Origin of the sequence: Nocardioides sp. SYSU D00038, from assembly GCF_016924665.1 — a bacterium.
Taxonomy (GTDB): domain Bacteria; phylum Actinomycetota; class Actinomycetes; order Propionibacteriales; family Nocardioidaceae; genus Nocardioides.
Map to the genome: position 1 here is coordinate 232,742 of NZ_JAFFJT010000007.1, position 20,195 is coordinate 252,936.

The following is a 20,195-nucleotide window of genomic DNA, read 5'->3' on the forward strand; positions in this document are numbered from 1 at the left end:
GAGAGGGTGGGCCGGTGCCGAGCCGGACCCCCACCCTGCACCCGGTCTGGGTGGCCGCCGCGCTGGCCGGCCTGGCCCGGCTGCCGGCACTGGCCCGGCCGGTGCGCGCCGACGAGGCGGGGTTCCTGCTGGTGGCGCGGCACTGGGATCCCCGGCCCGACAGCCTGTTCGGCCCCTACTTCGTCGACCGGCCGCCGGAGCTGCTCGCGGTGTTCCGCGCGGTCGACGCGCTGGGCGGGGTGACGACGTTGCGGCTGCTGGGCGCGGTGCTGGCGGTCGTCACCGTGCTGCTGGCCGCGGCCCTCGCCCGGCGGGTCACCGACGCCCCTCGCACCCCGGCGGCGACCGCCGCGGTCACCGCCGCGTTGGTGTCGACGCCGTTGATCAGCGTGGTCTCGGTCAAGGGCGAGCTGCTCGCCCTGCCGCTGCTGCTCGGCGCGATGGTGCTCGCCCTCGACGCCGTGCGCCACCGCCGGGCCGCCCTCGCGCTCGCCGCCGGGGTGGTCGCCACGCTCGCGCTGGGCGTCAAGCAGAACCTCGCGGGCGGCCTGGTGCTGGTCGCCGTGCTGGTGGTCGCGTCGTGGCTGACCGGGCGGCTGCCCCTGCGCGACGCCGTGCGGCTGGGGCTGGCCGCGCTCCTGGGGGCCGTCGCGGTGGTGGCGGCGACCCTCGGCTGGGCCGCCGCGGCAGGGGTGCACCTGGACACCCTCTGGGACACCGTCTACGGCTTCCGCGCCGAGGCCGCCGGCGTGCTGGCCGCCTCCGACGCGGGCGGTCCGGGCCGGCGGGCGTTGCTGCTGCTCCTGGTCGCCGTCGTGAGCGGCCTGCTGCCGCTGCTCGCGGTGCTCGCGGCCCGGGCCCGCGGGCTCTGGGCCGACCACGCACCCGTGGTGGCGGCGACCCTCGCCGTCCTCGTGGTCGACCTGGCCGGCCTGGTGGGCGGTGGCAGCTTCTGGCGGGACTACCTGCTGCCGCTGGTGCCGGCCGCCGCGCTGGCCACCGCCCTGCTCAGCGGCCGCGACCGGCCCGACCCGGTGGCGGGGTGGCTGGTGCGCGGCACCGTGGTCTCGGCGGCGGTGGCGATGCTGGGGTGGGTGGTCTGGAACGTCGCCGGGCTCCAGGAGCTCGACGAGGCCGACACCGGCGCCGCGCTCGCCTCGGCGGCCGAGCCCGGCGACACACTGGTGGTCTACGGCGGCCGCGCCGACCTCCAGCTCACCAGCGGCCTCGACTCGCCGTACCCCCACCTCTGGAGCCTGCCGATGCGGGCGCTCGACCCCGACCTCGCCGACCTGCGCTCGCTGCTGGCCGGGCCGGACGCGCCGACCTGGCTGGTGGAGTGGTGGCCGTTCGAGAACTGGTCGGAGAGCGCGGGGGCCCGGCTGCGCACCGTGGTCGAGGAGCGCTACGTCATGCACGGCACGGGCTGCGACGGGCGGCCGGTGTGGCTGCGGCGCGGGCTGGCGCGGCCCGACGTGGTGCCGGACTGCCACTGATGCAGATTCCGAGCCGTCGTCGGTGCAACCGAACCGTCGCTCACCTCGTTCGGGTGGGCATGGCACGGAGCGGGATCGGATGAGCGGGCGTGACGAGACCGCGTTCACGGAGTTCGCCGTGGCGTCGCGGTCGCGGCTGCGGAGCACGGCGTACCTGCTGTGCGGTGACTGGGACCGCGCCTCCGACCACGTGCAGGAGGCGCTGATCCGGGTCTACGTCAACTGGCCACGGCTGGTGCGCAAGGGCGGCGAGCTCGCCTACGCGCGGCGCGCCGTGGTCTCGGTGTTCCTGGACGCGGCGCGCAAGCGCTCGAGCCGCGAGCTGCCGGCGGAGCCGGACCCCACCCGGGCATCGGGCGAGGACGTCGCAGCCAGCGTGACCGACCGGGCCGCGCTGATGGCGGCGCTGGCCACCCTGCCGGACCGGCAGCGGGCCTGCGTGGTGCTGCGCTACTTCGAGGACCTCGACGTGCGCCAGACCGCCGTCGTGCTCGGCTGCAGCGAGGGGACGGTCAAGAGCCAGACCGCGCGGGCGCTCGCCACGCTGCGTGCCACCTTCGAGAGCCCCGCCCTCGGCGGGCTCACCGTCAACGGAGCAAGGAGCCTCCCGTGGTGAACGACCTCAAGGACCTGTTGCGGGCCAACGTGTCCGCTCCCCCACCCGACGTGCTCGACGTCGCCGCCGTCGTCGGCGCGGGTCGCCGGCGGGTGCGGGCGCGGCGCCGGGTGCGCCTCTCGGTGGCCGCCCTGGCCACCGCCGCCGTGGTCGGCGGCGCGGCCCTGGGCTGGCCCGGCGACGACGGTCTCGGGGCCGAGGCGGCAGCCCCGCCCGCGCCCGAGGCCCCCACCATCACGCTCGCCGACGCCGGCCGGGCGGTCGAGGGGCGCGACTACGACGTGCTGACGTCGTACACCAACGACGACCTCGACAGCGACAACGGGCAGTACCTCGACGGCGTGACCGACGACGGCCTGGTGCTGTTCCGGGACGGCCCGCGCCGGGGCCTGGACGAGGCCCGCTTGGCCCTGCTCGACCCGGCCACCGGCGAGAAGGACTGGCTGCCCGACTCGGGTATCGGCTCGGCGCAGGCGCAGCCGGTGGCGCTCACCCGCGACCGGCTCGTGCTGCTGGCCCCGGTCGACGACGACGCCGACGAGGGCGCGACCCTGGTCGCCCACGTCTTCGACCGCGACGACCGCACCTGGACCCGGCTCACCTGGCCGGGCGCACCCGAGGTGTCGCCGTTCCACGGACGGCTCGGGCCAGACGGACGGCTCTACGTCCTCGCCCCCGCGACCCAGGGCGCCGTGCCCGAGGGTGGCTGGCCGACCCAACCGGGCGGCGACGCCGAGGACGCCGACGCCGAGGGCGACACCTACGACCTGTGGTCGGTCTCGCTCACCGACCCGACCGACGCCCGCGACGAGGGCCTGAGGGTGGGCGACGTCGCGTTCACCGACGCCGCGATGGTGTGGACCGACCGCACCAACGGAGACCCGGGCCGGGTGCACGTGCGCGACCTGGCCAGCGGCGAGGAGCACGCGTTCGACCCGCGGACGGGTGAGCGCTGCAACCTGCTCGGGTTCGGGGCCACGGGTGACCGGATCGTGCTGAGCCAGTACTGCGGCACCTACGGCGACGTCCGCGACGACCGGGTGCAGGTGGTGTCCACCGAGGGCGAGCAGGTGGTCACCCTGCAGGACACCGGTGCCGAGGGCTGGCTGCCGCCGGGCAGCGACGTGGTCGCCGTCAGTGCCCACCGCGGCGACGACCGGGCCGGCACCTACGTCTACGACCTCGTCGGCGACCGGTTCCTCCGGGTCTCCGACGGGGTGTCCTCGTGGTCGCTCGGCGGCCCCACCGGCGACCCGCGGCAGGTCATGTGGCACACGCCCGAGAACCGGGGCCGCGGCGCGACCCAGTGGCTGGGCGTGCTCCGCTGATCCGGACGCGACGAAGGCCCCGCCGGTGACCGGCGGGGCCTTCGTGCTGTGCTGGGTCGTGCTGGTGGTGCTGGGTGCTGCTGGGAGCGAGGTCAGTGACCGTGGCCGTGCCCGTGGCCGGCAGCGGCCGCGGACTCGTCCTCCTCCTCGGGCTTCTCGACGACCAGCGTCTCGGTCGTGAGCAGCATGGCGGCGATCGAGGTCGCGTTGACCAGCGCGGAGCGGGTCACCTTGACGGGGTCGAGGACGCCCTGGGCGACCAGGTCGCCGTACTCGCCGGTGGCAGCGTTGAAGCCGTTGCCGACGCCGAGCTCGCGCACCTTGGTGGTCACGACGTAGCCGTTGTCGCCACCGTTCTCGGCGATCCAGCGCAGCGGCTCGTCGGCCGACTTGCGCACGATCCGCACCCCGACGGCCTCGTCGCCGGTGAGGCCGAGGTCGCCGTCGAGCACCGACACCGCGTGGACGAGGGCGGAGCCGCCGCCGGCGACGATGCCCTCCTCGATCGCGGCGCGGGTCGCGGAGACGGCGTCCTCGATCCGGTGCTTCTTCTCCTTGAGCTCGACCTCGGTGGCCGCGCCGACCTTGACGACGCAGACGCCGCCGGCCAGCTTGGCGAGGCGCTCCTGGAGCTTCTCGCGGTCCCAGTCGGAGTCGGTGGACTCGATCTCGGCCTTGATCTGGTTGACCCGGCCCTCGACCGCGGCGCTGTCTCCGGCGCCGTCGACGATGGTGGTGTTGTCCTTGGTGATGACCACGCGACGGGCCTGGCCGAGCACCTCGAGGCCGACCTGGTCGAGCTTGAGCCCGACCTCGGGGGCCACGACCTGGCCGCCGGTCAGGATCGCGATGTCTTCCATCATCGCCTTGCGGCGGTCGCCGAAGGCGGGGCTCTTCACGGCGACGGCGTTGAAGGTGCCGCGGATCTTGTTGACCACCAGGGTCGAGAGCGCCTCGCCCTCGACGTCCTCGGCGAGGATGAAGAGCGGCTTGCCGGCTTGGATGACCTTCTCCAGCAGCGGGAGCAGGTCGGAGACGGCGGAGATCTTGCCCTGGTGCAGGAGGATGTAGGGGTCGTCGAGGACGGCCTCCATGCGCTCGGGGTCGCTCACGAAGTACGCCGAGATGTAGCCCTTGTCGAACTGCATGCCCTCGGTGAACTCGAGCTCGGTGCCCATGGTGTTGGACTCCTCGACCGTGATCACGCCGTCCTTGCCGACCTTGTCGAACGCGTCGGCCAGCAGGCCGCCGATGACCGAGTCGCGGCTGGAGATGGTCGCGACCGAGGCCATGTCCTCGCGGGACTCGACCTCGCGGGCGGCGTCGCGCAGCGCGGTGCCGACGGCCTCGGCGGCGGCGTCCATGCCGCGCTTGAGGCCCATCGGGTTGGCGCCGGCCGCGACGGCGCGCAGGCCCTCGTGGACCATCGCCTGCGCCAGCACGGTGGCGGTGGTGGTGCCGTCACCGGCGACGTCGTTGGTCTTGGTGGCGACCTCCTTCGTCAGCTGGGCACCGAGGTTCTCGAACGGGTCGTCGAGCTCGACCTCACGCGCGACGGTGACGCCGTCGTTGGTGATGGTCGGGGCGCCCCACTTCTTGTCGAGCACGACGTAGCGGCCCTTGGGGCCGAGGGTGACCTTGACGGCGTTGGCGAGCGCGTCGACCCCGCGCTCCAGCGCGCGCCGCGCGTTCTCGTCGAACTCCAGGATCTTGGGCATTGCTCTCCTCTGTTGGAACGTGAGACGGGTCGTGGCCCGCGGGCGCCGGAGGCACTACCGCGGGACCACGACCCGGAGAATCAGGAAACGACCGCGAGGACGTCGCGCGCCGAGAGGATGAGGTACTCCTCGCCGGAGTACTTCACCTCGGTGCCGCCGTACTTGCTGTAGATGACCTTGTCGCCCACGGCCACGTCGAGCGGCACGCGGTTGCCGTTGTCGTCGATGCGACCCGGACCGATGGCCAGGACCTCGCCCTCCTGGGGCTTCTCCTTGGCGGTGTCCGGGATGACCAGGCCGGAGGCCGTGGTCTGCTCGGCGTCGAGCGGCTTCACGACGAGGCGGTCCTCGAGGGGCTTGATGTTGACCGACACGATGTCGACCTCCACTTTCTCCTGCATTGAATCGGCGTGTTTCACGTCTGGTGCTTGCGTCGCCGGGACGCCGTCGCGGGGGTCGACCCGGGTGGCAAGCGCTGGCACACTCACGAGGAGAGTGCCAATCAGAAACTAGCACTCACCCCGATCGAGTGCCAGAGCGACCCGCCCCTGACAGGATCGCGGGCGTGGATCTCGACGACTTCCGCTGGCTGCTCACCGACGCCGGCGGCGACGCCGTCGCCCGGGCCGCCGAGCTCGCCGGCACCGAGCCGCTGCACGCGCGGGCGGCGCTGGAGCGCAGCTGCCCCGGCGTCGAGCCCGCCCACCTGGCCGCCGCGCTCACCCAGGCCCGGCTGCGCGAGCGCGCGGCGGCCAAGTTCGGCGACGACGCCGCCCGGATGTGGTTCACCCTCGACGGGCTCGAGCAGGCCACCCGCCGTCCGGTCGCGGACCACCGGGCCGGGCGGCTCCGGGTCTTCGGAGCGGCCAGCGTGATCGACCTCGGCTGCGGCATCGGGGGCGACCTGGTCGCCGCCGCCCGGGCCGGCGTCACCGCGGCCGGCATCGACCTCGACCCCGTGCGGGTGGCCGTGGCCGAGGCCAACCTCGCCGCCCTGGGGCTGCCCGGCGCCGTCTCGGTCGCCGACGCCACCCGGGTCGACACCTCGCCGTTCGCCGTCGCCTTCGCCGACCCCGCCCGCCGCTCGGGCCGGGGCCGCACCTTCGACCCCGACGACTGGACGCCGCCGTGGTCGTTCGTGCTCGAGCTGCTCGGGCGGGACGCCTGCGTCAAGGTCGCCCCTGGCGTCCCCCACGACCTGGTGCCGCCCGCCGTCGAGGCCGAGTGGGTCAGCGACCACGGCGAGGTCAAGGAGGCGGCGCTGTGGTCGGGCCGCCTCGCCACGGTCGCCCGCCGGGCCACCGTGATCGGCGACGGCGGGCTGGCCACCCTCACCTCCGAGGAGCTCCCCGACTCGGTGCCGACGCTGGGCGTCTCCCGCTACCTCTACGAGCCCGACGGCGCCGTCATCCGCGCCGGCCTGGTCACCGCCGTCGCCGCCGGCGTCTCCGGAGGGCTGCTCGACGAGCACATCGCCTACGTCGCGTCCGAGCAGGCGTTCGCCACGCCGTTCGCCCGGTCCTACGAGGTCGTCGAGGAGCTCCCCTTCCGCGAGAAGCCGCTCAAGGCGGCGCTGCGCCAGCGCGGCATCGGCCGGCTCACCATCAAGAAGCGCGGCGTCAGCGTCGTACCCGACCAGCTGCGCAAGCGTCTCGACCTGGCCGGCGACGACGAGGCCACCATCGTGCTCACCCGGGTCGCCGGCGAGGGCACCTGCCTGCTCGTCAGGCCGTTCTGAGGCAGACCGCCGCCCCCGCTGCCCGTCTCGTGTTGCTGGGGCGGCGGGGTGTGGGGCGGGGTGGTCAGGGTTCCCAGGTGCCGGTGTGGTCGACGACGACCCAGGTCCCTGTTGGTGTGCGCCAGAGGAACGTGGTGGGTGCTATGCGGTGGTAGGTCCAGCGGGTGTGGGTCTTCATCCGGTGGTGCCAGCGGCAGAGCGGGACGAGGTTGCCCGAGCAGGTGGTGCCGCCCTGCTCGTACGGCAGGGTGTGGTCGGTGTCGCAGCGTCTGGCTGGTCTGGTGCACCAGGGTGCTGCGCAGTGCTGGATCTTCAGCTGGGTCTGGCGTTGCAGTAGCTCGGTGGGGTGGTAGCTGTCGGTCTGTAGGTGCTGGTTGAGGTCGATGACGGGCTTGACGGTCACCGTCGTGCCGGCTTCTCGGCACCACTGCTCGACCTGGGTGACCAGCAGCGGCTGACCAGTGTCGTCGAGGTGTCCGACCTGCTGGTCGTGGACATGGATCACGATCTCGCGTCCGGCGTCGCTCTGGGCGAGGTGGCCGAGGGCGATGGAGCGGCGTACGTCGAGGGGCTGGTGGCTGTCGATCTTCGCGGCTGCTGCGGCGAGGGCTGCTTCGAGGTCGATGGCGACGGCGGTGTCGACGATCGCGTCGAGGTAGGCGATGCCGTTGGAGCCGTGGGTGATGGTGACGTGCCGCTGCTCGGCTGCCTTGACGCGGTCGGCTTCGGCTTGTGCGGGGTCGAAACGGAGCATGGCTTCGTTGACGAGCACCTCGATCTGCTTGGGTCCCAGCCGGGTGGCCTTCGACTCGAGTCGGTGGTCGACGTAGGCGGCGCCGGCCTTGGGGAGGGTCATGGTCTGGCGGGCGACGAGGCGGGCCTTCCAGGCGACGGTGTGCCCGGCCTGCACCCGGTGCCACAACCGCGGGAGGCGGTGCCGCAGCTCGAGGGCCTCGGCGAGGTAGCTCCTCGCCGCGGGGGTGGAGATCGCGAGGGCGACGCCGAGCTCGGCGACGCAGAACTCCGCGACCTCGGGGCATCCGTGTCCGCCGAGCCGGGCGGGTTGCTCGCTGCCGGGGACGGTGTCGAGGAGGGCTTCGCCGGGGTGGAGGTCGGCCCAGGCGCACGCCCAGGCGAGGTTGTCGGCCTCGAGCCGGGCGATGCTGGTGCGGTTGCGGCGCAGCCGGTCGAGCACCGCGTCGGCGGTGTCGAAGGGTTCGGCGTGGCTGGCTGCCATACCTTCATCCAAGCACCGGCCACCGACAGTCTGGCCCCTGTTTTCGGCGTTGTCCACAAGGGGATCCGGAACTTTCTCGGTGGTTTCGGGAGGGCGTTCGTCTTGCTGGGTAACGAGTGAAGGACTTCGTCTTTCCTCAACCAGCGGTGCGCGCCGTTGGTTGAGGAAGTCGCGCTAGCGACTGTCTCGACACCCCCGCCGGCCGAACGCCCTCCGTCCCCACCGGAGGGCTGTCGTCCTACGGGGTCTCGACGACGCTCGCTGGCGCTCGCTGCTCGACCACCGGTGGGTCGCCCGCGGTGGTCCAGGGAGGGCGTTCGTCTCGCCAGGTTTCGAGGCTCGTCGCTAGCGCTCCTCGCACCTCAACCAGCGCCCGGCGCCGCCCCCGTTGGTTGAGGAAGTCGCGCTAGCGACTGTCTCGAAACCCCCCGCCGGCCGAACGCCCTCCGTCCCCACCGGAGGGCTGTCGTCGTACGGGGTCTCGACGACGCTCGCTGGCGCTCGCTGCTCGACCACCGGCCGTCGTCCAACGCCCGCGCATGCTGGCGGCGCGAGCTTGCGAGTGCCGGCAGTGCGCCGTCCCACCTGGTCGGGAGAGGCTCGGGGTCAAGGGCGCGAAGCGCCGAAGGGAACCCTTGACGCCGAGACCCGACCAGGTAGGCGCGCGGGCGCCCCGAGTCACCAGCGGGGCGGCCCGAGCACGGAGGGCATTCGTCTCACCGGGTAACGAGTGAGGGACTTCGTCCCTCCTCAACCAGCGGAGGTGCGCTGCGCGTAGCCGCTGGCGGCGGCGTAGACCGCGTCCAGGTAGACCTGGGCGTGGTTGTAGGAGAAGACCGCGGAGGTCCAGCCGGCACCGGTGCCGAGGTCGTGGTCGTCGTGGCACAGGTAGCGGGCGGCGGCCCAGGCGGCGTCGTCGATGTCGTGGGGGTCGGAGACGCCGTCGCCGTCGCCGTCGGAGGCCCAGGTCTTCCACGTCGAGGGGATGAACTGCATCGGGCCCATGGCGTGGTCCCAGTCGGGGTTGCCGTGCCAGGCGGTCGACTCCTTGGTCGCCGGGATCGCGGCGACCGGGCCGACGCCGTCGAGGGCGGGGCCGAGGATGGGTCGGTCGGGGCGGCCGTCGAGCTGGAGCACCCGGCCGCCGTGGGTGCCGTGCTCGGACTCGACGAAGCCGATGCCGGCGAGCGTGGTCCACCCCAGGCGGCACGACGGCGGAGCCATCAGGGTGGCGCGGGCGTAGGCGAGCAGGGCGGTCTCGGGGATGCCGGCGGCGGTCGCGGTGCGGGCGGCCCAGGCGGCGTCGACGAGGGGACGGTCCTCGCTCACGGCGCCGACGGCGTTGCCGGCGGCGGCGCGCGGCCGGGTGACGGGTACGGCGGCGCGGACGCCCGCGGCGGCGTAGGGACCCGCGTCGGGCACCTGCGGCTGGGCCGGTGGCCGCGAGCTCGGCGCGAAGAGCTGGAACACCAGGAAGGCCGCGCCGCTGAGCGCCGTCACCATGACGACGAAGAGCGAGACCTGCCGGATGCTCACGGGCATGCGGAGAAGTATCCCTGCCGACGGTGATCCGGCCGCATCGGCGTCACTCGGCGGCGTCGAGCTCGGCCTCGGAGCGCAGGATGCAGAACTCGTTGCCCTCCGGGTCGCCCAGCACCACCCAGCCGGTGCCCGGGCCGTGGATGCCGCGGTGGTCGGCCAGCACCTCGGCGCCGTGGGCGACGAGCACCTCGAGCTCGGCGTCGCGCGCCGCGGTCCGCGGACGCAGGTCGAGGTGCAGCCGGTTCTTGACGGTCTTGGTGTCGGGCACCTGGATGAACAGCAGCGCGTGCCCCGACTCGGGGTCCTGGATGAAGCACTCCTCGTCGCCGGCCTCGTTGGGGTCGTCGGGCAGCGTCACGTACCCCAACACCTCCCGCCACCACTCCGAGAGCGCGTAGGCGTCGTGGCAGTCGATCGTCGTGTGCGACACGAAGGCAGTCATGACCGACACCCTCACCCGGAACCGGCGCCGCCGACAACCGCCCGTCGGGGGGTCAGGCCTCGGTGCCGTGCTCGGCGATGAAGGCCAGGATCCGGTCGGCCAGCTCGGGTCGGCAGACCACGAGGTCGGGCAGGTAGACGTCGTCCTGGTTGTACTCCAGCTCCGACCCGTCGACGCGGGAGGTGAACAGGCCGGCCGCGCGGGCGACGGCCACCGGGGCGGCGGAGTCCCACTCGTACTGGCCGCCGGAGTGCACGTAGGCGTCGGTCAGGTCGCGCACCACCGACATCACCTTCACCCCCGCCGAGCCCATCGCGACCAATTCGGCGTCGAGCTCGCGGGCCAGGGCGTCGACGAACGCCGGCGGCCGGCTGCGCGAGACCGCGATCCGCGGGCGCGCCGCGGTCGAGGGGGGTACGACGGCGGGCGCGCCGGTGGAGAAGACCTCGCCGAGCGCCGGCTGGGCCACCGCCCCGGCGGTGAGCGACCCGCGCTCCCAGAGCGCGACGTGCACAGCCCAGTCGTCGCGCGGCCGCTCGGAGAACTCGCGGGTGCCGTCGAGCGGGTCGACGATCCAGACCCGGTCGGCCGTCAGCCGCGCCTTGTCGTCCTTGCCCTCCTCCGAGAGCACGGCGTCGTCGGGACGGTGGGTGGCGATCAGCTCCATCAGCAGCTGGTGGGCGGCGAGGTCGCCGGCGTCCTTGAGGTCGCGGCCCTCGAGGCCGCCCTCACGGACCTCGAGGAGCTTGTGGCCGGCGGTCTCGGCCAGCCAGGCGGCGAGGACGTGGTCGTCGGTGGCGGCGGCGGCGGGCGCGTCTGAGGTCACCCGGGAAGGCTAGTGCCGTCCGCGGTTGCGGTGTCGGCAGCCCACCGGAGCTGGGCGACCGCGGCCAGCTGGGAGCCGACACCGAGCTTGCGGAGCACGGCCCGCACCTGGCTGCGCACGGTGGTCTCGGCGACCCCGGCCTCGAGCGCGATCGAGCGCACCGACGCGCCGCCGTCGAGCAGCTCGAGCACCTCGCGCTCGCGCCGGGACAGGGTGGTCAACAGCCGGGCGGTCCGCTCACGACCCGCGCAGACCTGGTGCCACGCGTCGAGCAGCTCCTGGCGCTCCTCCTCGGCCAGCACCGGTCGCCCGGCGGCCAGCTCGTCGAGCAGGTCGACCAGGGTCGCCAGGTCGGTGCCGACCGGCAGCACCGCGTCGGCTCCCTCAGCCAGGGCGGCGCCCCAGCCCGGGCCGCGCGGCTCGCGGGAGAGCACCAGCCACCGGGCCGGCACGTCGGCGACGAGCGCGCGCACGACGTCGGCCTGACCGGCAGCGTCGAGCTCGCTGAGCAGCACGGCGGCGTCGGGCAGCCGCGCCGGGGTCCGGGTGACGAGGGCGGCGTCCGTGGCCTCCGTGGCGTCCGTGGCGTCCGGCCAGGCCAGCACCACCGGCTCGAGCCCGCGCGCGGCCAGGGCGGCGCGCACCGACTCCAGGACCATCGGCTGGTCGGACGCGAGGCCGACCCGCACCCGGGTGCGCGCCGGTGCGGGCAACCGGTCGGCGAGGGCCGGGCCGGCGTGACGGCCGGTCGTCTGCATCACTCTCGTCGTCCCCTGATCGTCCGTGGGCGTCGCTGTCGTCGCGGCTCCCGACGGCCTCATCGTGGCGACCCGGGCGCCCCGGCGGGACGCGACGCGAGGCCCAACACCCAACATTGGGGAGGACCGCTCGGACGTCATAACCGCAGTTCAGGGGGCGGTTCGGCCGTCATGGTCGGACTCGTCGCAGGTCAGTGGTACACGGCGGGGTATTTCCGCCCGTGACGCTCCTCCAAATCTGGTATACGCTCACGGCGCGGTGCCCGGGCAGGTTGCGGACCACCGCTGTCAACTGAAGAAGCCGTCGGGGGGCGGCTTGCCAGGTGTCAGGCGGACGTCGTCCTGCCCACCACACCTCGCCACCGTGCCCCGACTCTCATGGGGCCTGTGGGGGGATCTTCATGAACACGCACCGCATTCCGAGGGGGATGTGGGACTGGAAGTACTCGGTCCTCGTCCTCGCACTCATCGCAGCACCGCTCGCGCTGGTGCTGCAGCTCGTTCCCGACCTGCGCTCGCTGCCCGACGCGGCCGGCGCCACGTCGGTGCTGGCCTGCGCGGCCGTCGTCGCAGCGGCCGTCTTCGTCTACGTCGCCTGGCGGCTCACCGGCACGCCAGCGGCCGGGTGGCTGGCGCTGGTGCTGGCGCTGCTCGGCACCCAAGGACTGGTGCTCGCCGGCGCCACCGTGGCCGATCCCGGCCTGGTCGCCGAGCAGGCCGGCTGGGTGCTCCTCGCCCAGCTCCCGGTCGCGCTGGGTGCCATCGCCCTGCTGGTGGGCGGCCCCGCGCGCGAGCTGCGCCTCGATCCGCTGCTGCTGGGCGTGCTGGTCGGCGCGGCCATCGCGTTCGGTCGCTCGGTCCTGCTCGACGTCGCGCCGCCGTTGTCGCTGGCCGACGGGGCGCTGCCCGGTCTGGCCGTCGCGGGCCTGGTGCTCCACCTCGGCGTCGCGGTCGGGGCGCTGCGGCTCACCGGGATCGACCAGTGGCTTCGCTCGCGGCTCGCCCTCGCGTCCGTCCTGCTCGGCGCCGGGCTCGCGACCGGCCGGCCCCGGGCCGAGGGCCTGGTCGACAGCGTCGCGACGATCGGGTTCGGGCTCCTCGGTGCGGCGGTGCTGTGCTCGGCGGCGCTGGCCATGCTCCGCCGGGCGATCTGGGACGACAAGGCCCAGCTCGCCGACCTGCACGACCGGCTCGAGTCCGTCGAGGCCGTCGCCCGGCGCAACCGCGCCCGGCTGCACGAGATCGACTCCACGGTGGCCGGCATCGCCTCGGCGACCCGCCTGCTGCACACCCCGCTCGCGGAGGCCCGCCGCGGCGCCCTGGAGGGGATGATGCAGGCCGAGGTCGAGCGTCTCGAGCGGCTGCTGCGCGAGCGGGCCGGTGACGACCGCCGCGCCGTCGACCTCGACGAGGTCGTGGGCCAGCTGGTGCTCTCCCACCGGGCCCGCGGCCGCACGGTCTCCTGGCTGCCGTCGGGGCTCACCGCCTGGGGCCGCTCCGACGACGTCGCCGAGGTCGTCAACATCCTGCTCGACAACGCCGCCAAGCACGGCGGCGACCTCGGCACCTTCGCCGAGGTCCGGGCGGCGGGTCCCCACGTCGAGATCGTCGTGACCGACTCCGGCCCCGGCGTCCCGCCCGAGTGGCGCGACCGGATCTTCGAGTGGGGCCAGCGCGGCCCGGCCTCGCAGGGTCAGGGCATCGGGCTCCACATCGCCCACGACCTGTGCCGCCAGCTCGGTGGTTCGCTACGACTCGAGCACCACGACGCCGCCGGCTCCGGCGCGACGTTCGTCGTGAGCCTGCCGGTGCCGGCCGAGAGCGAGGTGCGGCATGCCGCCCACGCCGCGCAGTGACCTGCGGATCGTCATCGTCGAGGACCACGTCCTCTTCGCCGAGTCCCTCGAGCTCGCGCTGTTCGTCGAGGGCTACGACGTGCGCCGCATCCCCGTCCCCGACTCCCCCGGCTCGCCCGGCGCGCTGCTCGCCTCGATCGTGCGGGTGCGGCCCCGCGTCGTGCTGCTCGACCTCGACCTCGGCGGCTTCGGCGACGGCGTCCGGCTGATCCGGGCGATCGCGGAGTCCGGCGCCAACGTCGTCGTCGTGACCGGCGACCCCGACCGCGCCCGCTGGGGCGAGGCGGTGCGCGCCGGCGCCCGCAAGGTGCTCTCGAAGTCGCGGCCGCTCACCGACATCATGGCCACGGTCCGTCGGATCAACCAGGGTCTGCCGGTGATGGACACCGCCGAGCGCGAGGAGCTGCTCCGCGAGTGGCACACCACCCGCTCCGCCCAGCAGGCGCTGCGCGAGCGGCTCGCGCTGCTCACCGTGCGGGAGAGCGAGGTGCTGGGCCACCTGATGAAGGGCCGGGCCGTGCGCGACATCGCCGGCATCGGCGTGGTCTCCGAGGCGACCGTCCGCACCCAGGTGAAGTCGATCCTGGCCAAGCTGGAGGTCTCCTCCCAGCTCGCCGCGGTCGGCATGGCCAACGAGATCGGCTGGCGGGCGCCGACGCCGTCCTGACGCCTCAGGCCGAGCGGGCCTCCCGGCGCACGTTGACCAGCGTGAGCGGTCCGCTCAGCAGGGGCAGCAGCGCGCCGATCCGGGTGCGCGGGGTGAGGCTGCGGCCGAGCAGCGCCACGGCCGCGACCGCGAGGTAGAGCGCGCCGTGGGCGGGGCCCAGGGCGCTGGTGACCCGGTCGTCGTGGACGGTGGCGAGGTTGCCGAGGAGGACGACGACGCTGGCCAGCTCGAGCAGCGACAGCACGCCGAGCGTGCGCAGCAGCGGGGTCACGACGAGACCGACCCGGGACGCACGACCATGAGCACGACGACGACCGCCCAGAGCAGGTTGAAGACGCCCGCGAGCATGCCGAGCCGGCGCAGCTGGGTGCCGTCGTCGGGGACGGCGAGTGCCTCGCGCTGGCGCGGCACGACCTGGAGCGCGAGCAGGCCGCCGGCGATCGCGGTCAGCACCATGGCGACCACCACCCAGACCTCGGTGGTGCGGCCCTGCACGGTGGCCAGCGTCAGCCCCACGACCGGCACGACGACCGCGGCGACGCCGTAGACCCGGGTGACCCGGTGCAGCAGGCGGGCGGTCTCGGCGCTGCGGGCGACCCGGCCGTCCGCGACCGGGGCACCGGCGAGCACGGGTGCGTAGCGGGGGAACAGGCTGATGGTCACGGCCACCGGGCCCACGAACAGGATGCCGGCCACGACGTGGACGGAGAGCAGCAGTTCTTCCACACCTTCAGTCTAACTGAAGGCGCTCAGCTGGAGGGAGGACCCTCCGCGAGCAGGTCGCGCAGCGCGTCGGCCAGCCCGGGGTGCCGCTCGACCAGCCGGGCGTCGAGCGCGGCCAGCGCGTCGGCCGCGCGGGCCAGCAGCGCCTCGCCCGCGGGGGTCACCCGCAGCGTCGAGGCGGTCCCGGCGTGCGCGGTGCCGTCGTCGACCAGCCCGGCCGCGACCAGCGCGGCCACCGCGGTGTGGGCGCTCTGCACGGTGATCCGCGAGCGGCGGGCCAGCTCGCTGAACGAGATGCCCGGCGAGGACCGCAGGTGGCCCAGCAGCCCGTAGCGGCGACCGGTCAGCCCGAGCGGCGCGAGCGCCTCGGCGAGCGCGGCCTCCCAGGTGCGGGCGAGCGCCAGCAGCGCCACGGTGGGGCTGAACGGCGGCTGGGGTTGCGACACGGTCGCAGGGTAGGCCAGGGCGGGCCTCAGCTGTTGAAGCGCTGCTGGGTGCGCTCGAGACCCTCGGTCAGCAGGGTCTCCACGGCGTCAGCCGCGGTCGCCACCTGGAACGGCAGCACCTTGCGCTCGGCGGCACCGTAGTTGGAGAGCACGTAGTCGGCGGGGTCCTGCCGCCCGGGCGGGCGACCGATGCCGACCCGCACCCGGTGGAAGTCGCCGGTGCCGAGCGACGACCGGATCGACCGCAGCCCGTTGTGGCCGTTGTCGCCGCCGCCGAGCTTGACCCGCATGGTGTCGAACGGGATGTCGAGCTCGTCGTGGATGGCGACCACCCGGGCCGGCGCCACCTTGTAGAACGACGCCAGCGCCTTGACCGGGCCGCCGATCTCGTTCATGTAGCAGCGCGGTCGCACCAGCACGACCCGCGGGCCGGGCTGGCCCGGTGGGGCCAGCCGGCCCTCCACCACGTCGGCGCGCCCGGACTTGTGGGCGCGGAACGGCGAGCCGATCCGGCCGGCCAGCTCGTCGTTGACCAGGTAGCCGACGTTGTGCCGGTGGCCGGCGTACGCCGGGCCGGGGTTCCCCAGCCCGACGACGAGCCAGACCTCCGAGGTCGGCGAGGAGTCGCTCACTCCTCCGAGGCGGACTCGCCGGCCTCGGCGCCGGCGTCGCTCTCGTCACGCTCGATGCCGGCCTCGGCCTCGGCGGACTCGAGGTCGGCCTCGAGGGCCTCGGCCGACTGCTGGGCGGTGATGTTGACGATCAGGGTCTCGGGGTCGAGCAGCAGCGTCGAGCCCTGCGGCAGCGCCAGGTCGGAGGCGAGGATCTGGGTGCCGGCCTCGAGGCCCTCGATCGAGACCTCGATGTGCTCAGGGATGTGGGTGGCCTCGGCCTCGAGCTGGACGGTCGTGGCGTCGGTGACGACCAGCGTCTCGCGGGCGGCGTCGCCGACGAGCAGCACGGGCACCTCGACGGTGACCTTCTCGCCGCGACGCACCGCGACGAAGTCGATGTGCTCCAGGGTGCGGCGGATCGGGTCGATCTGCACCTGCTTGGTCAGCGCGAGCTGGGTGTCGCCCTCGATGTCGAGCTCGAGCAGCGCGTTGGCGCCGCCGTGCTTGAGCGCCATCATCGTGGCGTGGCCCGGGAGGGTCAGGTGCAGCGGCTCGTTGCCGTGGCCGTAGACGACGGCGGGGACCTTGTCGGCGCGACGGATCCGGCGGGCCGCGCCCTTGCCGAACTCGGTGCGGGTCTCGGCGGTGATCTTCTCGGTGGACATGCTCGGGTCACTCCTGCGTCGTCGGTGCGTCGTGGTGCTCAGGTCGGTGGCTGCCTGCGGGCGCTGAGGGCTACGACGACGAACGCCGCGCACTCGGACCGAGCAGCGCGGCGTGGCAGCGCGCCCTGTCGATCACGGATGACCCCTGGTGGGGCTCCCTCGCCGAGGCAACTCCGGAACTCTACCGGCTGCGGCGCCCGAGCAGCCAATCCCGAGCAGCCCACCGGATCAGTCGAGCGTGACCCGCCAGCAGCCCCGGTCGGGGCCGGCCGCCGCGCGCAGCTCCCAGGTGCCGGCTCGCGGCAGCCGGAGCTCGACGTCGTAGAACAGGAACTGGTCGGCGTCGGAGACGTGGTCCTCGGCGACCTCCACGGTCGCCCCGGACCCGGTGTGCCGCGCGGTGAGCACGACCCCGGGCATCTCCTCGGAGTGCTGCGGGACGAGGTAGAGCCGCGCGGCGCGACCGGGCCGGAAGGTACGGCGCAGGTCGTCGAACGGGCCGGCCCCGAAGCCACCCGAGCGGACGTCGCGAGCCGCGCGCACGGGCACGCAACCGGGTCGCGCGTCGCCCTCGAGCGCCTCGAGCACGTCGGTCTGCTCGCCGCCGGCGCCGCGGGTGGGCTCGTCGGAGGCGTCGGCCGGGATCGGGGTGGGGTCCTGGGCGCCGGTGCTGGGTGCGTCCGACGGCGCCGCCGGCTCGCCCTCGGACCCGCCGCCGGCCGGGCTCGGGGTCGCCGTGGGGTCGGGGACGGTCGGGTCGGACGGCGTCGCGGCAACGCTGCCCGGGTCGGTGCCCGACGGCTGGGGCGAGGACGTCGGCTCGTCGTCGCCGCTGCACGCACCGAGCGACCAGGCCAGCGCCCCGGCCGCGAGCAGGACGGTCAGGGAGCGAGCGTGATGGTCCACGTGATCCCCCTCCCGGACGTCGCGTCGGTGGTCGCGAGCCGGTCGCCGACGGTGCCGGCCGGCACGCCGGCGCCGAGGTCCCCGAGGAGCAGCGAGACCCGCCCGGTCCCGGTGCCGTAGACCGAGGTGCGGGTCGTGACCCCGGCCGCGGGGGTCCAGGCCGTCGTGGCCGAGGACTTGTCGCTCCAGACCTGCAGCGCCCACTGGCCCGCCCCGGCGGAGGCGGCCGGGGTGCGGTGGGACGTGGTGCCCGAGGTGAGCGCCGAGACCGCGGCGCCCACCGGAGCGCCGGCCGAGACGCCCCGGTAGGCCGCGACGCCCAGCGCGTACTTCGCGATCGCCGGCAGGGTCGTGCGCACCGCCGCGCCCGCGTCGGCCGCGGTGGCGCGCCGGGTCCACACGTGGCTGACCATGCCCGAGTCGGTGCGCTGGGCGACGGGGGTCCACCCCGCCGGCGTCGCGGGCGTGGTGCTGACGCCGTAGCTACCCACCAGCACCAGCTGGTCGCCGGGCTGCACCGCGGCCGGCACCGAGACCTGCGGGGTCGTGGAGTTGCCGCTCGCGCTGGCCGAGCCCACGTGGCTGATCGGCGACGACACCGGCGGCGCCGAGCCCGGCGAGACCAGGTGCACCCGGCCCCGCCAGTCGACGCTGTCGCCGACCGTCGTCAGGCTGCCCGACGGGCCGCCCGGCCCGAACGCCATCGAGCCCAGGTCGCCGTTGCTCGCGGTCACGACGTAGAGGCGGTTGCCGGAGACGAACAGGCCGCCGGTGCCCGACCAGCCGCGGCCGGCCGACGCGGTGCCGACCTCGCTGCCCACGGTGCCGCTGTCGGCGTTGAACCACCGCCAGTAGAGCTCGTTGCGACCCGAGAGCGTGTACCAGATCCGGTCGTGGGCGTAGGCCAGCCCGGTGAGGCTCGCCTGCTCGCTGGAGAAGCTCGGCAGCCGGCCGCGGTAGGTGTTGCCGGACCCGGTGGTCACGTCGGCCCACCGCGGGTCGTTGTAGGGGTCGATCCGGGTCTCCGGCCCGGTCTCGGTAGCGGTGAAGCGGCGGCGGTGGAGGTAGCCGTCGGCCTTGGCCGAGAACAGCGTCTGGCCGACGACGAACGCGCCCGTCACCTGGCTCCAGTCGACCCCGCGGGTGCCGACCGAGGTGCGGGTCCCCGCGCTGGTGCCCGTGAACGGCACCGAGGACAGGTCGTTGCCGGTGCGCCGGCCGATGAGCACGTCACCGGGCAGCGTGGGCGTGCCCTCCGGGTGGGCGGCGACGCCGCCGGCGAGCGGGAAGAAGGCGAGCCGAGGACGCCGGTAGGAGTAGTTACCGATCCACTCGGTGTCGCTGCCGACCCACAAGCCGCTGGGAGTCGCGTGGATGACGAACGCCGCCGCGCCGCGCGGGTTGCGGCCCGGGTTCCACTCCAGCGGCATGCCGGAGCCGGTGTCGAGGGCGGCCAGCCCGGGTCGCGGCACCGCGCCCGCACCGGCGGAGTCCTGGCCGAAGGCGTTGTTCATCCAGCGCTGGTGGCCGCCGACGTAGACGGCGTTCTCGGTGGCCTCGATCGCCCACAGCGTGTCGCCGCCGGTCAGGTCGACCCAGGTCGGCTCGACGGCCTGGCCGGTCGCCCCGAACTCGAACCGGGCCGCGCTGTCGCACAACGTGCCGCGCACGCCGCCACCGGTGGTGGAGATGACGAACCAGTCGCCGCTCGGCGCGATGGAGACCCCGCGCATGTAGGAGTCGAAGGCCCAGTTGTAGCAGTAGGGCTCGTAGCGTCGGGTGCGCCAGTCGGCGTCGACCGCGGCGCCCGAGGGCAGCAGGTCGATCACCACGGCCTGGTCGCGCGACTGGCCCTCGACGCGCTTGAAGTTGCCGATCGCCACCAGCTTGGTGCCGTCGGGCGACGCCTCGAGGTCGCGGACCCCGACCGCGCCCTGTGCGCCGCTGCCGCTGTCGTTGTGGCGGTCGGCCACGTCGAGGGCCATCCACTCGTCGAGCGCACCGGTGGTGGCGTTGAGGGCCAGCAGACCGCCGTGGGGCCGGCCGCCGGCCGCGGTGAAGTTGCCGCCCACGATCAGCCGGTTGCCGGCGCGGGTGATCGAGTTGACCATGCCGTTGATCGGCGGCGGGTTGAAGCCGCTGACCAGCTGCCCGGTGGTGAGGTCGATCAGCGCGATCCGGTTGCGGGTGGTGCCGTTGATCGTGGTGAACCGGCCGGCGACGTAGGCCGTGGTGGCGGTCGGCCCCTCCAGCACGTCGTTGACGACGTCGTTGGGGTTGGGGTTGACGTCGGTGCGCAGCGCGCCGGTCGCGGCGGTGAACGCGAACAGCCGGTTGCGCGTGGTCGTGCTGCCGCCGGGCGGGGTGACCCGGGTGAAGGTGCCGCCGACGAGCACGGTGGGCCCGACCTGGGCGATGCCGTTGACCTGGCCGTCGGCCACGGCGGGGGTGGTCGCCGCCGGGGCCGGGCTGGGCATCGTCGTGTGGCCGGGCGCCGCGGGCGCCCCCGGGCTGGTGAGCAGGAGCCCCGCCACGACGGCCCCGGCGACCCCCAGCCTGGCCAGCGTCGTCGTTGCCTGCCCGCGTGTCCTGCGCATTCGTGGTCTCCCGGTGGTGG

At 74.2% G+C, this 20,195-nt stretch carries 20 protein-coding genes; 6 read left to right on the forward strand and 14 right to left on the reverse strand.

Annotation, left to right across the window (positions count from 1 at the left end):
- Window positions 1-14: 14 nt before the first annotated feature.
- The 3 genes from JT721_RS03355 (at window position 15) to JT721_RS03365 (ending at window position 3,440) form a co-directional block, all read left to right on the forward strand.
- Window positions 15-1,496, forward strand: coding sequence for a glycosyltransferase family 39 protein (locus tag JT721_RS03355; RefSeq protein WP_205471483.1), 1,482 nt, complete (start codon window positions 15-17; stop codon window positions 1,494-1,496).
- Window positions 1,497-1,575: 79 nt separating this feature from the next.
- On the forward strand, window positions 1,576-2,112 hold the full coding sequence (locus JT721_RS03360; RefSeq protein ID WP_205471484.1) for a SigE family RNA polymerase sigma factor: 537 nt from the start codon (window positions 1,576-1,578) through the stop codon (window positions 2,110-2,112).
- Window positions 2,106-3,440 (forward strand): hypothetical protein, encoded by a 1,335-nt coding sequence (locus JT721_RS03365; protein WP_205471485.1) that lies wholly within the window; start codon window positions 2,106-2,108, stop codon window positions 3,438-3,440. Before JT721_RS03360 ends, JT721_RS03365 begins: the two co-directional genes overlap by 7 nt.
- Before the next feature lie 92 nt (window positions 3,441-3,532).
- Here JT721_RS03365 and groL read toward each other — a convergent pair whose 3' ends face one another.
- Both groL and groES read right to left on the reverse strand, forming a co-directional pair.
- Window positions 3,533-5,158, reverse strand: a complete 1,626-nt coding sequence (gene groL / locus JT721_RS03370; protein WP_205471486.1) for a chaperonin GroEL — start codon at window positions 5,156-5,158, stop codon at window positions 3,533-3,535.
- Window positions 5,159-5,238: 80 nt separating this feature from the next.
- Window positions 5,239-5,532, reverse strand: a complete 294-nt coding sequence (gene groES / locus JT721_RS03375; protein ID WP_205471680.1) for a co-chaperone GroES — start codon at window positions 5,530-5,532, stop codon at window positions 5,239-5,241.
- Between the two features lie 191 nt (window positions 5,533-5,723).
- Between groES and JT721_RS03380 the strand changes: the two genes are divergently transcribed.
- Window positions 5,724-6,896 carry an SAM-dependent methyltransferase gene (locus tag JT721_RS03380; protein ID WP_205471487.1) on the forward strand — a complete coding sequence of 391 codons (1,173 nt, stop codon included), beginning with the start codon at window positions 5,724-5,726 and terminating at the stop codon, window positions 6,894-6,896.
- 64 nt (window positions 6,897-6,960) lie between these two features.
- On the opposite strand, the gene JT721_RS03385 is transcribed toward JT721_RS03380, so the two are convergent.
- The 5 genes from JT721_RS03385 to JT721_RS03405 form a co-directional block, all read right to left on the reverse strand.
- Window positions 6,961-8,133, reverse strand: a complete 1,173-nt coding sequence (locus tag JT721_RS03385; protein ID WP_205471488.1) for an HNH endonuclease signature motif containing protein — start codon at window positions 8,131-8,133, stop codon at window positions 6,961-6,963.
- A gap of 750 nt (window positions 8,134-8,883) precedes the next feature.
- Window positions 8,884-9,675: a lytic murein transglycosylase gene (locus tag JT721_RS03390; RefSeq protein ID WP_240340011.1), complete on the reverse strand. Its 792-nt coding sequence runs from the start codon at window positions 9,673-9,675 to the stop codon at window positions 8,884-8,886.
- 43 nt (window positions 9,676-9,718) lie between these two features.
- On the reverse strand, window positions 9,719-10,117 hold the full coding sequence (locus tag JT721_RS03395) for a VOC family protein (RefSeq protein WP_205471489.1): 399 nt from the start codon (window positions 10,115-10,117) through the stop codon (window positions 9,719-9,721).
- A 52-nt stretch (window positions 10,118-10,169) separates the two neighbouring features.
- A complete protein-coding gene (locus tag JT721_RS03400; RefSeq protein WP_205471490.1) occupies window positions 10,170-10,943 on the reverse strand; it encodes a 3'(2'),5'-bisphosphate nucleotidase CysQ in 774 nt (257 codons plus the stop codon).
- Window positions 10,940-11,701 (reverse strand): response regulator transcription factor, encoded by a 762-nt coding sequence (locus JT721_RS03405; RefSeq protein WP_205471491.1) that lies wholly within the window; start codon window positions 11,699-11,701, stop codon window positions 10,940-10,942. Before JT721_RS03405 ends, JT721_RS03400 begins: the two co-directional genes overlap by 4 nt.
- A 401-nt stretch (window positions 11,702-12,102) precedes the next feature.
- Between JT721_RS03405 and JT721_RS03410 the strand changes: the two genes are divergently transcribed.
- The gene (locus JT721_RS03410; RefSeq protein WP_205471492.1) at window positions 12,103-13,557 is read left to right on the forward strand and encodes a sensor histidine kinase; all 1,455 of its coding nucleotides are present in this window, start codon (window positions 12,103-12,105) and stop codon (window positions 13,555-13,557) included.
- Window positions 13,535-14,224, forward strand: a complete 690-nt coding sequence (locus JT721_RS03415) for a response regulator transcription factor (protein WP_205471493.1) — start codon at window positions 13,535-13,537, stop codon at window positions 14,222-14,224. Before JT721_RS03410 ends, JT721_RS03415 begins: the two co-directional genes overlap by 23 nt.
- A gap of 4 nt (window positions 14,225-14,228) precedes the next feature.
- On the opposite strand, the gene JT721_RS03420 is transcribed toward JT721_RS03415, so the two are convergent.
- The 7 genes from JT721_RS03420 to JT721_RS03450 form a co-directional block, all read right to left on the reverse strand.
- Entirely contained in the window at window positions 14,229-14,495 is a 267-nt protein-coding gene (locus JT721_RS03420; protein WP_205471494.1) for a hypothetical protein, read from the reverse strand.
- Complete coding sequence (locus JT721_RS03425) at window positions 14,492-14,950, reverse strand: hypothetical protein (protein WP_205471495.1); 459 nt, start codon at window positions 14,948-14,950, stop codon at window positions 14,492-14,494. The genes JT721_RS03420 and JT721_RS03425 overlap by 4 nt, the downstream gene beginning before the upstream one ends.
- Window positions 14,951-14,973: 23 nt before the next feature.
- The gene (locus JT721_RS03430) at window positions 14,974-15,393 is read right to left on the reverse strand and encodes a helix-turn-helix domain-containing protein (protein ID WP_205471496.1); all 420 of its coding nucleotides are present in this window, start codon (window positions 15,391-15,393) and stop codon (window positions 14,974-14,976) included.
- Between the two features lie 26 nt (window positions 15,394-15,419).
- Window positions 15,420-16,025 (reverse strand): aminoacyl-tRNA hydrolase, encoded by a 606-nt coding sequence (gene pth, locus JT721_RS03435; protein ID WP_205471497.1) that lies wholly within the window; start codon window positions 16,023-16,025, stop codon window positions 15,420-15,422.
- Window positions 16,022-16,672: a 50S ribosomal protein L25/general stress protein Ctc gene (locus JT721_RS03440; RefSeq protein ID WP_205471498.1), complete on the reverse strand. Its 651-nt coding sequence runs from the start codon at window positions 16,670-16,672 to the stop codon at window positions 16,022-16,024. Before JT721_RS03440 ends, pth begins: the two co-directional genes overlap by 4 nt.
- A 228-nt stretch (window positions 16,673-16,900) precedes the next feature.
- On the reverse strand, window positions 16,901-17,578 hold the full coding sequence (locus JT721_RS03445; protein ID WP_205471499.1) for a hypothetical protein: 678 nt from the start codon (window positions 17,576-17,578) through the stop codon (window positions 16,901-16,903).
- On the reverse strand, window positions 17,554-20,175 hold the full coding sequence (locus tag JT721_RS03450; protein ID WP_205471500.1) for a hypothetical protein: 2,622 nt from the start codon (window positions 20,173-20,175) through the stop codon (window positions 17,554-17,556). The genes JT721_RS03445 and JT721_RS03450 overlap by 25 nt, the downstream gene beginning before the upstream one ends.
- Between the last annotated feature and the right edge of the window lie 20 nt (window positions 20,176-20,195).